The 11,998-nt window shown below is 68.0% G+C and carries 13 protein-coding genes and 1 pseudogene; 9 read left to right on the top strand and 5 right to left on the bottom strand.

The genetic code is table 11. The features are described from left to right. Nucleotides 1-78: 78 nt before the first annotated feature. The 9 genes from ACSFBE_RS06015 (at nucleotide 79) to map (ending at nucleotide 7,745) form a co-directional block, all read left to right on the top strand. The gene (locus ACSFBE_RS06015) at nucleotides 79-855 is read left to right on the top strand and encodes a DeoR/GlpR family DNA-binding transcription regulator (RefSeq protein WP_435489478.1); all 777 of its coding nucleotides are present in this window, start codon (nucleotides 79-81) and stop codon (nucleotides 853-855) included. Between the two features lie 22 nt (nucleotides 856-877). Continuing rightward, nucleotides 878-2,284, top strand: a complete 1,407-nt coding sequence (locus tag ACSFBE_RS06010; protein WP_435489477.1) for an ethanolamine ammonia-lyase subunit EutB — start codon at nucleotides 878-880, stop codon at nucleotides 2,282-2,284. 58 nt (nucleotides 2,285-2,342) lie between these two features. Beyond that, the gene (gene eutC / locus ACSFBE_RS06005) at nucleotides 2,343-3,134 is read left to right on the top strand and encodes an ethanolamine ammonia-lyase subunit EutC (RefSeq protein ID WP_435489476.1); all 792 of its coding nucleotides are present in this window, start codon (nucleotides 2,343-2,345) and stop codon (nucleotides 3,132-3,134) included. Nucleotides 3,135-3,227: 93 nt separating this feature from the next. Beyond that, complete coding sequence (locus tag ACSFBE_RS06000; RefSeq protein WP_435489475.1) at nucleotides 3,228-4,100, top strand: hypothetical protein; 873 nt, start codon at nucleotides 3,228-3,230, stop codon at nucleotides 4,098-4,100. Between the two features lie 131 nt (nucleotides 4,101-4,231). After that, nucleotides 4,232-4,618: a transposase gene (locus ACSFBE_RS05995; RefSeq protein WP_435489474.1), complete on the top strand. Its 387-nt coding sequence runs from the start codon at nucleotides 4,232-4,234 to the stop codon at nucleotides 4,616-4,618. Next, nucleotides 4,615-4,953, top strand: a complete 339-nt coding sequence (gene tnpB, locus ACSFBE_RS05990; RefSeq protein WP_435489473.1) for an IS66 family insertion sequence element accessory protein TnpB — start codon at nucleotides 4,615-4,617, stop codon at nucleotides 4,951-4,953. The genes ACSFBE_RS05995 and tnpB overlap by 4 nt, the downstream gene beginning before the upstream one ends. 65 nt (nucleotides 4,954-5,018) lie before the next feature. Beyond that, nucleotides 5,019-6,599, top strand: coding sequence for an IS66 family transposase (tnpC, locus tag ACSFBE_RS05985; protein WP_435489472.1), 1,581 nt, complete (start codon nucleotides 5,019-5,021; stop codon nucleotides 6,597-6,599). A gap of 97 nt (nucleotides 6,600-6,696) precedes the next feature. Beyond that, a complete protein-coding gene (locus ACSFBE_RS05980) occupies nucleotides 6,697-6,954 on the top strand; it encodes a ParD-like family protein (RefSeq protein WP_435489471.1) in 258 nt (85 codons plus the stop codon). After that, complete coding sequence (map, locus tag ACSFBE_RS05975) at nucleotides 6,954-7,745, top strand: type I methionyl aminopeptidase (RefSeq protein ID WP_435489470.1); 792 nt, start codon at nucleotides 6,954-6,956, stop codon at nucleotides 7,743-7,745. The genes ACSFBE_RS05980 and map overlap by 1 nt, the downstream gene beginning before the upstream one ends. A gap of 115 nt (nucleotides 7,746-7,860) precedes the next feature. Here map and ACSFBE_RS05970 read toward each other — a convergent pair whose 3' ends face one another. The 5 genes and pseudogenes from ACSFBE_RS05970 to ACSFBE_RS05950 all read right to left on the bottom strand — a co-directional run. Beyond that, entirely contained in the window at nucleotides 7,861-8,694 is an 834-nt protein-coding gene (locus ACSFBE_RS05970; RefSeq protein ID WP_435489469.1) for a DUF3047 domain-containing protein, read from the bottom strand. Nucleotides 8,695-8,816: 122 nt separating this feature from the next. Further along, the gene (locus tag ACSFBE_RS05965) at nucleotides 8,817-9,248 is read right to left on the bottom strand and encodes a YchJ family protein (RefSeq protein WP_435489468.1); all 432 of its coding nucleotides are present in this window, start codon (nucleotides 9,246-9,248) and stop codon (nucleotides 8,817-8,819) included. Between the two features lie 31 nt (nucleotides 9,249-9,279). Next, nucleotides 9,280-10,410, bottom strand: a complete 1,131-nt coding sequence (locus ACSFBE_RS05960) for an acyl-CoA dehydrogenase family protein (RefSeq protein ID WP_435489467.1) — start codon at nucleotides 10,408-10,410, stop codon at nucleotides 9,280-9,282. Between the two features lie 47 nt (nucleotides 10,411-10,457). Further along, complete coding sequence (locus ACSFBE_RS05955) at nucleotides 10,458-11,717, bottom strand: glutamate carboxypeptidase (RefSeq protein WP_435489466.1); 1,260 nt, start codon at nucleotides 11,715-11,717, stop codon at nucleotides 10,458-10,460. Nucleotides 11,718-11,721: 4 nt separating this feature from the next. Beyond that, nucleotides 11,722-11,998, bottom strand: a pseudogene (locus ACSFBE_RS05950) (acetyl-CoA C-acetyltransferase); the annotation flags it as partial.

Below are 11,998 nucleotides of genomic sequence, written 5' to 3'. Positions count from 1 at the left end.
GCGGTGGCATTGCTATTGCATCTGCTCGTCCGACAATCCATGCTGTACGCGCATCTGGTGCACGCAACCTATCGACCCATGCTCCAAGAAGAACGATTCCTCCGCATCCGCAGCCTGCTGGCGACCTTCTCGCGCGTGAGCGTCGAGCGCATCGTGCAAGACCTCGCCGTCTCGCGCGAAACCGTGCGGCGCGACCTGCTCGAGCTCGAAGGCAGCGGCGAACTGCGCCGGGTGCACGGGGGTGCCGTGGCCACCGGGCCGGAGCCCGAGCCGCCGCTGGCCGTGCGGCTGGTGGTGCGCCAGAAGGAGAAGCGGGCCATCGCCAAGGCCGCGGTCGGCCTGCTGCGCCCGGGGCAGACGCTGTTCCTCGACGCCGGCAGCACCACGTCGACGCTGGCCGAGGAAATCGCCACGCTCAGCGGCATGACGGTCATCACCAATTCGCTGACCATCGCGCTCAAGCTGGCCGGCGCCGACGAGGGCCGCAGTTCGCGCAACGAGGTCCGGCTGCTGGGCGGCGAGATCGACGTGAAGACGCAGGCCACGCACGGCGAGGGCACGCTGGAAGACATCCGCCGCTTCCGCGCCGACGTGGCGCTGATGTCGCCGGTCGGCCTGCACGCCAGGCACGGTGCCATGAGCTTCGAGCACCACGAAGCGGCCGTCGCGCGCGCCATGGCCGAGCAGGCGCAGCAGGTGCTCATCCTGGCCGACCACAGCAAGATCGGGCTGGCGAGCCGCGTGACCTACGCGCGCAACGCCGACATCGACATCGTCGTGACCGACGCCAAGGCGCGCGAGGTCGCAGGCCTGGCCGCGTTGCGCAAGGCCTGCGAACGACTCGTCATCGCCTGACGCACACCGAGGCCGACGCACCATGCCCTATCGCCACACCGCCGGCACCACCACCTGGGACTTCGCCGACCTGCGCACGCTGATGGCCAAGGCCACGCCGGCGCGCTCGGGTGACGTGCTGGCCGGGCTGGCGGCATCGACGGCGGTCGAGAGCATGGCCGCCCGCATGTGCCTGGCCGAGGTGCCGCTGCAGCGCTTTCTCGACGAGGCCCTGGTGCCCTACGAAAGCGACGAGGTCACGCGGCTCATCATCGACACGCACGACGCCGCGGCCTTCGCGCCCATCGCGCACCTGACGGTCGGCGACTTCCGCGACTGGCTGCTGTCCGATGCGGCCGACAGCGCCATGTTGGCGCGCGTGGCGCCCGGCATCACACCCGAGATGGCGGCGGCCGTGAGCAAGCTGATGCGCAACCAGGACCTGATCCTCGTCGCGCGCAAGTGCCGCGTGGTCACGCGCTTTCGCAACACCATCGGCCTGCCCGGCCACCTGGCAGTGCGGCTGCAGCCCAACCACCCGACCGACGACCTGCGCGGCATCGCGGCGTCGATGGTCGACGGCCTGCTCTACGGCGCGGGCGACGCGGTGATCGGCATCAACCCGGCCACCGACAGCGTGCCCGCGCTGACCCGACTGGTCCACATGCTCGACGAGGTGATCGTCAAGCTCGGCATCCCGACGCAGTCCTGCGTGCTCACGCACGTGACCAACACGGTGCAGATGATCGAACAGGGCGCGCCGGTCGACCTGGTCTTCCAGTCGGTCGCCGGCACCGAGAAGGCCAACACCAGCTTCGGCGTGAGCCTGGCCGTGCTGCGCGAGGCGCACGAGGCGGCCCTTTCGCTCAAGCGCGGGCCGCTGGGCGACAACGTCATGTACTTCGAAACCGGCCAGGGCAGCGCGCTGTCGGCCGGTGCGCACCACGGCGTCGACCAGCAGACCTGCGAGGCGCGGGCCTACGCGGTGGCACGCGCTTTCCGGCCGCTGCTGGTGAACACCGTCGTCGGCTTCATCGGGCCGGAGTACTTGTACGACGGCAAGCAGATCATCCGCGCCGGGCTCGAGGACCACTTCTGCGGCAAGCTGATGGGCGTGCCGCTGGGCTGCGACGTTTGCTACACCAACCATGCCGAAGCCGATTCCGACGACATGGACACGCTGATGACGCTGCTGGGCACGGCCGGCCTGACCTTCATCATGGGCGTGCCGGGCGCCGACGACATCATGCTCAACTACCAGAGCACCTCCTTCCACGACGCGCTCTACCTGCGCGAGGTGCTGGGCCTGAAGCGCGCACCCGAGTTCGACGCCTGGCTGCAGCGGATGCAGCTGGCCGATGCGCAGGGCCGCGTGCTGAGCGTGACGCCGCAGCACCCGGCGTTGCAGCAGCTGCGGCAACTGCGCCTCGGCGACGGAGGCACTTCATGAGCGCCGCCCGGCCGCCCGAAGGCGCTCAGCACCGCAGCCCGCAGGGCGGAGGTTATCCATGAGCACGCCCGACCCCTGGGACGATCTGCGCGCCTACACCGCCGCCCGCCTCGCGCTCGGCCGAGCGGGGTCGAGCATGCCGACCGCCGAGCTGCTGCGCTTCGGCTTCGCGCATGCCCAGGCGCGCGACGCGGTGCATGTGCAGCTCGACACGCAGGCGCTGGCCGCCGCGCTGGCCGCCGACGGACTGCCGTCACTGCAGGTGCACAGCGCCGCCGTGGACCGCGCCAGCTACCTGCTGCGCCCGGACCTCGGCCGCCGGCTCGACGACGCCAGCGCACAGTCGCTGCGCGAAGCCGCCGGCCCCAGCCCCGCGGCGGGCTGCGACCTGCTGCTGGTCATCGGCGACGGGCTCTCGTCGCTGGCCGTCGAGCGCAACGCGCACGCCATGGCCACGGCCATCCGCGCCGGCATGCCCGCGGACTGGACCCTCGGCCCGGTCGTGATCGCGCAGCAGGCACGCGTCGCACTCGCCGACGACGCCGGCGCCCTGCTCGGCGCACGCCTGGTCGCCATGCTGATCGGCGAGCGCCCGGGCCTGAGCTCACCCGACAGCCTGGGCCTGTACCTCACCTGGAAGCCGGCCGTCGGCCGCCACGACGCCGAGCGCAATTGCATCTCGAACATCCGCCCCGAAGGCCTGTCGCCCGCGGCCGCCGCCCGCCGCTTCTGGTGGCTCGCGCAGGAAGCGAAGCGCCTGCAACTCACCGGCGTGCAGCTCAAGGACCGCAGCGACGCCGCGGTGCTCGCTGCCCCGCCATCGACCGCTTTGCCGGCCCTGCCGGACTGACCCCCCAACGTTCCCTGCCGGCACGGGAATTCGCCCGGGCCGGCCCTCGTCGTCGGTGGCCTAACCACCTTGTTCCTGAAATTGGAGTTGCCCATGATTCGCACCCTCCGGCCCCTGGTCCTCACCGCCTTCGTCGGCGCATTCTTGACGGCCTGCGGCACCACCGGCCCCTCGGCGCCCGCCATCGACAACAGCGCGATCGGCCAGCCCGATTTCCGCGCCCACAAAGCCACCTACGGCGTGGTCTACACGCTGCCGAAAGACGTGAATGACGTGCTCGACGCACGCGTGTACCCGGCTCTGCGGCAAGACCTGGCGCGCCTCGGTCTGCAGGCCGAAGTACAGAACGTCAACATCCCGCATGTGACAGTGGTGCACATCCACAGCGCCGACCCGACGACGCCTCAGAAAATGCTCAAGGCGCTGCCCAAGCCGCCGGCACCGATCCAGCTCACGCTGAAGAACTTCTACACGACCGAGGCCGCCAAGGACGCCGGCCGCCCGTGGTGGCTTGACCTCGGCATCGTCAAGACCGGCCCTGGCTTCGAGGCCATGATGGCCTACAACACGGTGACCACCGCCGCCATGGCCCCGCTGCGCGACGGCCCCTTGCCACGCGTGACCGGCCCGGTCTACGCCAAGATGGGCGACGCCGGCAAGGATCTGGTGAAGACGGTGGGCGTGAGCGGCGTGAACGTGGTGAAGGACGGCAAGGAACTGCGTTCGCACAACCCGCACAACACGCTGGTCTACAGCATGACGCCGTTCACGCCCGCGCTGCAGGCCTCGATGAACCAGGTGGCGGCGAAGTTCAACACCGTGCTGCCCAACGGCATCGAAACCACCTTCCGCGACGTGTCGATCGTCGAGCTGGCCTTCTCGGGCAACGTGACGCGCGAGATCTACCGCGTGAGCCTGGTCGACGGCAGCGTGATCGACGTGGCGACCGGCAAGATCCTCAAGTAGCCACGCCAGCGCCGGCCGCGTGCCGGCTCAGGGCGCGTGCGTCGCCTGCATCGTAAGCGGCCAGCCATCCCAATCTTGAATGTCGCGAATCAGGCGCGACGATGGTGTCCACTTAACTTTTAGGTGGACACGTGCGCACTATCGAACCAGAGGCAAGCGCGAAGCCGGGCAGGACCCGTCGGCGGCATAGCGACGACTTCAAGAACCAGTTGGTCGACGCCTGCAGGCAGCCCGGCGTTTCTCTCGCCTCGGTAGCCCTCATCCACGGCATCAATCCCAGCCTGCTGCGGCGCTGGGTCGTGCAAAGCCACGGCGCCACCTCCTCATTGCCCGCACTGTCCGCGCCCGCGCCGTCAGCCCACGCGCAGTTCGTCCCGATGCGCCTGCATTGCAGCGAAGCTCCTGCGGACGGGGTGGTCGCCATCGAGATCAAGCGCTCCGGATTGGCCATCAATCTAAGTTGGCCGGCGGCAGACGCGCAGGGCTGCACCGCCATGCTGCGCGAGCTGCTGCGGTGATCCGCATTGACGCGCTGTGGCTGGCCGTGGAGCCTACGGACATGCGCGCCGGCGCCGACCGGCTGCTCTCCAGAGTCGTGCAGGTCTTTGGCCGTGCCCAAGCGCACCACGGCTACCTCTTCGCCAACGCGCGCGCCACTCGCATCAAGCTGCTGATCCACGATGGCTTCGGAGTCTGGTGCGCGGCGCGGCGCCTCAATGAAGGCCGCTTCGCCTGGCTCCGGCCAGGTGAGGTGGCGGGGCCGCTGCAACTCACCCGCGAGCAGTTCGATGCGCTCTGCCTGGGCCTGTCCTGGCAGAGTCTGGAGAGCCTGCGTGTGATCACGAGGATCTAGCGCCAGCTAGGCAATCCCCACATCCCCGATGGCGGGGCTTGGAGGCATGCGGCAAAGTTGCGGCCATGCTCGACGTGCAAGCGCTGCAAGCCACCGACCTCCAGGGACTGAGTCCCTCGCAGGTCGCCGAGGTCTTCTCGCGCATGCTGGCCCACATCGACGAGCAGGACCAACGCATCGACAGCCAGGCGCAGGCCATTAAGCTTCGCGACGCCAAACTGGAGCGCGTCACCTTCGAGTTGGCGCGCCTGAAAGCCTGGAAGTTTGCCGCCCGCACTGAGCGCATGAACGACCAGCAGCGCCAGCTCTTCGAGGAGACGCTCGCCGCCGATGAAGCAAACCTGCAAGCTCAACTGGAAGCCCTGCAGCAGCACGCAGACACGTTGCCCAAGGAGCATAAGCCGCGTATCCAGCCCAAGCGGCAGATCCTGCCCGAGCACCTGCAGCGCGTCGTGCATACCCACGAGCCGGAGACCACGACATGCAGCTGCGGACAGCCGATGCGGCGCATCGGCGAGGACATGAGCGAGCGTCTGGACGTGGTGCCCGCGCAGTTCTTTGTGCACCGCCACATCCGCGGCAAGTGGGCGTGCAAGTGCTGCGAGCGCCTGGTGCAAGACCCTGTGGATCCACACATCATCGACGGCGGCATGCCCGCCGCGGGCTTGGTGGCACACACCCTAGTGAGCCGCTTCGTGGACCATCTGCCGTACTACCGGCAAGAGCAGATCAACGCGCGCTCGGGCGTGCACACGCCGCGCTCCACCCTCGCAGCCTGGTCAGGCCGAGGCGGTGCTGCCCTGATGCCGCTGTACGAGGCGCAGCGCGAATTCGTGCTGGGCGCTCGCGTGCTGCACGCCGACGAAACACCGGTAGAGATGCTGGATCCGGGTGCGGGCAAGACCAGGAAGGCTTACGTCTGGGCCTATGCACGTGGTGCGTTCGACGCCCAGCCCGGCGTCATCTACGACTTCCGCTGCGACCGTGGCGCCAAGTACCCCGCGGAGTTTCTCAGGGGGTGGTCGGGCACGCTGGTGCGCGACGAGTTCAAAGGCTACGAGACGGTCCTGAAGCTGGAGCAGCGACTGGGCGCCGGTTGCCTGGCGCATGCGCGCAGGAAGTTCGACGAGTTGATCAAGACGGGCCACAGCCCGGTGGCTGCCGAAGCCGTACAGCGAATCGGGTGGATCTACCGGCTGGAACGCGAGGCGCAGGGGTGGCCCGCTGAGCAGCGGCTTGCCATTCGACAGACGCACGCCAAGCCGGCGTGGGATGCACTTCTTGAGTGGCTGCGGCTGGAGCGAACGCGCGTGCCGGATGGCAGCGGCATCGCGCGCGCGATTGACTACAGCCTGAACCACTGGGGCGCCTTGACGGTGAACCTGGGCGACGGTGACGTCCCCGTGGACAACAACCACATCGAGAACCTGATGCGGCCCTGGGCAATGGGGCGAAAGGCATGGCTCTTCGCCGGCAGCCAACTGGCCGGGCAGCGCGCCGCCATCGTGATGAGTCTGGTGCAATCGGTCAAACTCAACGGGCACGACCCCTGGGCGTACCTCAAAGACGTTCTCAACCGTCTGCCCACGCACTTGAACAGCCGCATCGACGAACTGCTTCCGCACATCTGGCAGCCCGCCCACTGAGCCTCACGCTCACCGTCTATGGCGCGGCCACCGCTGACCGGCCACACAGCATATGAATCATGTACACTTCATGCATAGTTCATATCAGGGTGTGGTGATGGGTATCGTCAAAATTTCGGATCTGATGCACGAGAACCTGCGCGTTGCGGGCAGTGCCCTGAGCCGGTCTATAAATGCGCAGGCAGAGCACTGGATGCGTGTCGGCATGCTGACCGAAATGCACCCCGAACTGGACCACCAGGAAATCTGTCGACTTCTGATTCGCGCCGAACTGTCCGGTGGACTGGACATTGTCGCGGCGATCACGCCTCAACCTCCTGCTAAGTCGCGTGCACCGTTGGCAGGCAAACATTGATGCCGCACGGCGTTCCAATCAAGACCGCCGACGACATGCACATGGCAAGGCGCGCTGCCGTGCTGGCTGCTGAGGTGCTTGCAATGATTGAGCCCTACGTCGTTCCGGGTGTGAGCACTGAAAAGCTCGACCGCATCTGTCACGACTACATCGTGAACGTTCAAGGCGCAACTCCAGCCAACGTCGGTTACCACGGTTATCCGAAGACCATCCTCACTTCAGTCAATCAGGTTGTTTGTCATGGCATCCCATCGGCTGACAAGATTCTGAAAAAGGGCGACATCGTCAACATCGACGTTGCCGTGGAGAAGGAAGGCTGGTTCGGTGACACCAGTCGCATGTACTTCGTCGGAGCGCCGAGTGTGTTGGCTCGACGCTTGGTGGAGACGACATACGAAGCGATGCTGGCCGGAATCCAACAGGTCAAGCCTGGAGCGACTTTGGGCGACGTCGGACACGCGATCCAGTCCGTCGCGCGGCGGGAGCAATTTAGCGTGGTGCGTGAATACTGCGGGCACGGCATTGGTCGCGTCTACCACGACGAACCGCAGGTGCTTCACTATGGGCTGCGCGGCGAAGGGCTGAAGCTGGAGCAAGGGATGGTGTTCACCATCGAGCCGATGCTAAATGCAGGCAAACGCGAAACCAGGCAATTGCCTGATGGTTGGACCGTTGTGACAAAGGACAGGTCCCTGTCCGCCCAGTGGGAACACATGGTAGCCGTCACGTCAGAGGGCTATGAGGTGTTGACAGTTTGGCCGGGCGGCACAGGCGGCTACCCGCCCGTTTGACATGCAGTAAAGCACGGCTGTTCCCTTTGGCATTTGCAGTATGGAAGCACCGTCGGCACGCCTAGCTTGACCGCTTACTGCAGTCTAGCCTGTAGATCTAAGAGCTAACGCCTCGTCAAGGTGGGACGGCCGTCCGCTTACCCTGCATCTGCGGCACGGCCGGCGTGCCCTGCATTTCCAGATCGGAGAAGAAGGCGAGCCCGTGCCCTTCGGTGTTGTCGGCGTCGGCAGAGATGGCGACACCGACGATGTCGGGCTGCAGGCCGCCGGCTTCGTCGCCAAAGGCACGCTGGTAGTCGGCCAGCAGATTGCGGCGCTCGCCGCGCCAGCCGTCCGCGCCGGCACCGGCGGGGCCCGATTCGAGCACCAGCATGCGGATGCGCCGGGTGAAGGCGTTCGGCAGCAGCGCGCTCTTCGCCTCCTTCGCATCCCACACGTAGCACAGCGTTTCGCTCGGCACGTCCTCGCCGGTGGCCGAACGCGCCAGCGCCAACCGGGTGCGCTCGCCGAAGGGCAGCCGTTCGGTGGGCAGCGCAAAGAAGACGCAGAGCTTGGCCGCGCCGTCGTCGCCGCTTCGGCTGCGCAGGTCGGCCCCGTCGACGAAGCGCTCGACCCGCCAGCGCCAGGCGAGCGTGGCGGCGCCATCGAGCGCCACGCGCACTGGGTGCACCAGATTGCCGTAGGAGCCGTCGGCCTCGACCTTCAGCACCGAACGGCCGTCCTGCCGCACCACCTCGAAGTGGGTCGCGTTCTTGTGCGGCAGCGTCGTGAAGTGCCAGGGCTCGGGTGCCGGCCCGGGCGCGGCGCTGGAGAAACCGCTCAGCCAGACCGGCGCAGGGGCCTGGGCATGGGCCGGCGCGGCGACGACGCAGAGGGCCGCTGCCAGCAGCGCCCCGAGGCCGGCCCACGCGCGCCGGGAAAACGGAAACGCCGAAGACGCTATGTGCATGGGGAGCTCCTGGGCGGCCGCGCCGATGGAAAGCCGCCAGTGTGCCGCGGCGGCGCCTGCCGATAAATACGCCGAAAGGAACTGCGCTGTCTCCCCCCTGGAGACAATCGCGCGCGGTCGTCCTACCCGGCTTCGCCGTCGACGTAGTACCAGCGCTGCAGTTCGCCGTCGAGCTCGCGCTGGAAATTGCTGCGCTCGTGCAGCCGGCTGGCGGTGCCCGCCGCATCGCGCTGGCGGGCGACGAACTCGACCCGCGCATGATCGGCGTCGAGCACCGAGCGCGAGCGCACGTCCAGGCCGAGCCACTTGGTGCCGGGCTCGAAGGTCAGCGCGGCCGGCCGGGTCGACGCATGCCAGGTGGCCAGCAGGTAGTCGGCCTGCTCGCGCACGTAAGCGGTGTAGCGGGAGCGCATCAGCGACTCGGCATCGGGGGCCGGCGTGCCCGCGAAATCCTCGAGGTAACGGCCGCAGCACAGCGCGTATTGGAGGGGGCGCGCACGCTGGTCGGTGCGCCCGCAGGGGCAGGGGCCGGGAGATGTCGGATTGGCGCTCATGGAACCCCGATTGGAACATCTCCGCCGAACGTCATGCCAAAGCCCGTTGGATCAGCAGCTTCTGAATGTCCGAGGTGCCCTCGTAGATCTGGCACACGCGCACGTCGCGGTAGATGCGCTCCAGCGGGAAGTCGTTGACGTAGCCATAGCCGCCGAGCGTCTGGATGGCCGCGCTGCACACCCTCTCGGCCATCTCGCTGGCGAAGAGCTTGGCCATCGCGGCTTCCTTCAGGCAGGGCCGGCCGGCGTCGCGCAGGGCGGCGGCGTGCCAGATGAGCTGGCGCGCGGCTTCGAGCTGCGTGGCGCATTCGGCCAGGCGGAAGCCGACCGCCTGCTGGTCGAAGATGGCGCCGCCGAAGGCCTGGCGCTCCTTGGCATAGGCCAGCGCCACGTCGAAGGCGCTGCGCGCCATGCCCACGCTCTGCGCCGCGATGCCGATGCGGCCGCCCTCGAGCGCGCCCAGCGCGATCTTGTAGCCCTCGCCTTCGGCGCCGATCAGGTTCTCCACCGGAATGCGGCAGCCGTCGAAGTTGATCTGCGCCGTGTCACTGCTGTGCTGGCCCAGCTTGTCTTCCAGGCGCGCGACGTTGTAGCCCGGCGCATCGGTCGGCACCAGGAAGGCGCTCATGCCGCGCTTGCCCGCGCCCTTGTCGGTCACGGCGATGACGATGGCGACCTGGCCGTTCTTGCCGCTGGTGATGAACTGCTTGACGCCGTCGATCACGTAGGCGTCGCCGTCCCTGCGCGCGGTGGTGCGCAGGCTCGACGCGTCGCTGCCGGCCTGCGGCTCGGTCAGGCAAAAGGCCCCGAGCATCTGGCCCTGCGCCAGCGGCCAGAGCCACTGCTTCTTCTGCGCAGCGTTGCCGTAGCGCATGAGGATGGCGTTGACGGGGCAGTTGGTCACGCTGATGGCGGTGCTGGTGCCGCCGTCCCCGGCCGCGATCTCTTCGAGCACCAGCGCGAGCGTGAGGTAGTCGAGCCCGGCGCCGCCGTCGTCCTCGGGCACGCAGATGCCATAGGCACCGAGCGCGGCCAGGCCCTGGTGCGCGGCCTTGGGAAAGCTGTGCTCGCGGTCCCATGCGGGGGCGTGCGGCCACAGCTCCTTCTGCGCGAAGTCGCGCACCGCGTCGCGGATGGCTTCCTGGTCGTTGGTCAGCAGCATGGTTGTCTCTCGTTCTTCGTTTTTGGTTGCGGAAGGCGCGTCGGCCGCTACTTGCCCGAACCCAGGTCCATGATCAGCCGCGCCGCCATGTAGAGCCGGCGCGGGATCGCGTCGACCATCACGTACTCGGCCTTGTCGCTGTGGTAGCCGAAGCCCGGCAGGCCCAGGCCTTCGATGACCGGCTTGCCTGCCAGCGCGGCATAGGCCGCGTCGGTGCCGCCGCCGCTGCGCTCGTCGACCTCGAGCGATCCACCGGCCTCGCGGTAGAAGGCGCTGGCCTTGTCGATCAGCTTGCGGCCTTCGGTGCCGGCGTTGAAGGCCGGGCGGCCGCGCGTGACGGTGAGCTTCACCTCGGCCGCGGGCAGCTTCTTCTGCTGGGCGCGTTCTTCCAGCGTCTTCAGCATCGCCTCGAGGTCGTCGTTTTGCGCGTAGCGCACGTCGGCATTGAGGGTGGCGGCGTCCGGGACGATGTTCGACACGGTGCCCGCCTTGGCCACCGTCCAGTTGAAGCGCAGGCCCTTGGCCTTGTCGTCGAGGTCCATCGTGCGCAGGATCAGGTCCGACGCCTCGACCAGCGCGTTGACACCCGCCTCCGGCGCGGCGCCCGCATGCGAGGCCTTGCCCTGGATGTCGGCCTGCACGTAGGCGATGCCGGAGGTGCCGAGGTAGAAGCTCTCGCGCTGGGCACTGGTGGGCTCGAAGGACAGCACGTAGTCGGCCGCGCGGGCCTCCTGCTGGATCAGGTCGCGGGAGCCGAAAGAGCCCTTCTCCTCGTCGACGTTGAACAGCACCGTGATGGTCGCGAAGTCGCGAAAGCCGTAGGTGGTGAGCAGCTTCAGCGCATGCAGGATGACCGCGCTGCCGCCCTTGTCGTCGGCGATGCCCGGCCCGTAGGCCCGGTTGCCCTCGACGCGGAACGGCGCCTTGGCGAGCATGCCGCGCGGGTAGACGGTGTCCATGTGCGACAGCAGCAGCAGGCTCTTGCCGCCACGGCCGCGGAGCTTGCCGACGATGTTGTCGCCGACGACGTTGGCCACCGCCTTGTGCCGCGTGACCGTGAAGCCCAGCGCCTTGAGTTCACCTTCCAGCATCGCGCCAGCCGCCGCGATGCCCTCGGCATCGCCGGTGCCGCTCTCGATCTTGACCAGGCGCTCCAGCGTCTTGACGACCGCCGGCTGCTCGCTCGTGGCCGCGTCGAACAGCACGTTGTCGCGCTTCTGCGCCCAGGCCGCGGGCGCGAAGCCGGCGCTGCCCAGGAGCAGCGCGGTGGCCAGGGCAAGCGCCTTCTTCTTCTTCGAGACGATCATGCGGTCAGGCGAGCTCGATGGCGACGGCCGTGCCTTCGCCGCCGCCGATGCACAGCGTCGCGACGCCGCGCTTCTGGCCGCGCGATTGCAGCGCATGCATGAGCGTGACCATGATGCGCGCGCCGCTGGCGCCGATCGGGTGGCCCAGCGCGCAGGCGCCGCCATGCACGTTGACGATGTCGTGCGCCACGCCCATCTCCTTCATCAGCGCCATCGGCACCACGGCGAAGGCTTCGTTCACTTCCCACAGGTCGACGTCCTTCACGCCCCAGCCGGTCTTG

It is taken from the genome of Variovorax sucrosi (assembly GCF_051216635.1).
Classification (GTDB): Bacteria; Pseudomonadota; Gammaproteobacteria; order Burkholderiales; family Burkholderiaceae_C; genus Variovorax.
This window is presented reverse-complemented; position numbering and strand designations above follow the sequence as displayed.

What these genes read in the sequence shown, in the direction of transcription:
- ACSFBE_RS05980 (WP_435489471.1), top strand. Translation starts at nt 6,697, where the DNA reads ATGGGTATCGTCAAAATTTCGGATCTGATGCACGAGAACCTGCGCGTT.
- tnpC (WP_435489472.1), top strand. Translation starts at nt 5,019, where the DNA reads ATGCTCGACGTGCAAGCGCTGCAAGCCACCGACCTCCAGGGACTGAGT.
- ACSFBE_RS05970 (WP_435489469.1), bottom strand. Translation starts at nt 8,694, where the DNA reads ATGCACATAGCGTCTTCGGCGTTTCCGTTTTCCCGGCGCGCGTGGGCC.
- ACSFBE_RS05960 (WP_435489467.1), bottom strand. Translation starts at nt 10,410, where the DNA reads ATGCTGCTGACCAACGACCAGGAAGCCATCCGCGACGCGGTGCGCGAC.
- ACSFBE_RS06010 (WP_435489477.1), top strand. Translation starts at nt 878, where the DNA reads ATGCCCTATCGCCACACCGCCGGCACCACCACCTGGGACTTCGCCGAC.
- ACSFBE_RS05955 (WP_435489466.1), bottom strand. Translation starts at nt 11,717, where the DNA reads ATGATCGTCTCGAAGAAGAAGAAGGCGCTTGCCCTGGCCACCGCGCTG.
- ACSFBE_RS05965 (WP_435489468.1), bottom strand. Translation starts at nt 9,248, where the DNA reads ATGAGCGCCAATCCGACATCTCCCGGCCCCTGCCCCTGCGGGCGCACC.
- map (WP_435489470.1), top strand. Translation starts at nt 6,954, where the DNA reads ATGCCGCACGGCGTTCCAATCAAGACCGCCGACGACATGCACATGGCA.
- ACSFBE_RS06015 (WP_435489478.1), top strand. Translation starts at nt 79, where the DNA reads ATGCTCCAAGAAGAACGATTCCTCCGCATCCGCAGCCTGCTGGCGACC.
- eutC (WP_435489476.1), top strand. Translation starts at nt 2,343, where the DNA reads ATGAGCACGCCCGACCCCTGGGACGATCTGCGCGCCTACACCGCCGCC.
- ACSFBE_RS06000 (WP_435489475.1), top strand. Translation starts at nt 3,228, where the DNA reads ATGATTCGCACCCTCCGGCCCCTGGTCCTCACCGCCTTCGTCGGCGCA.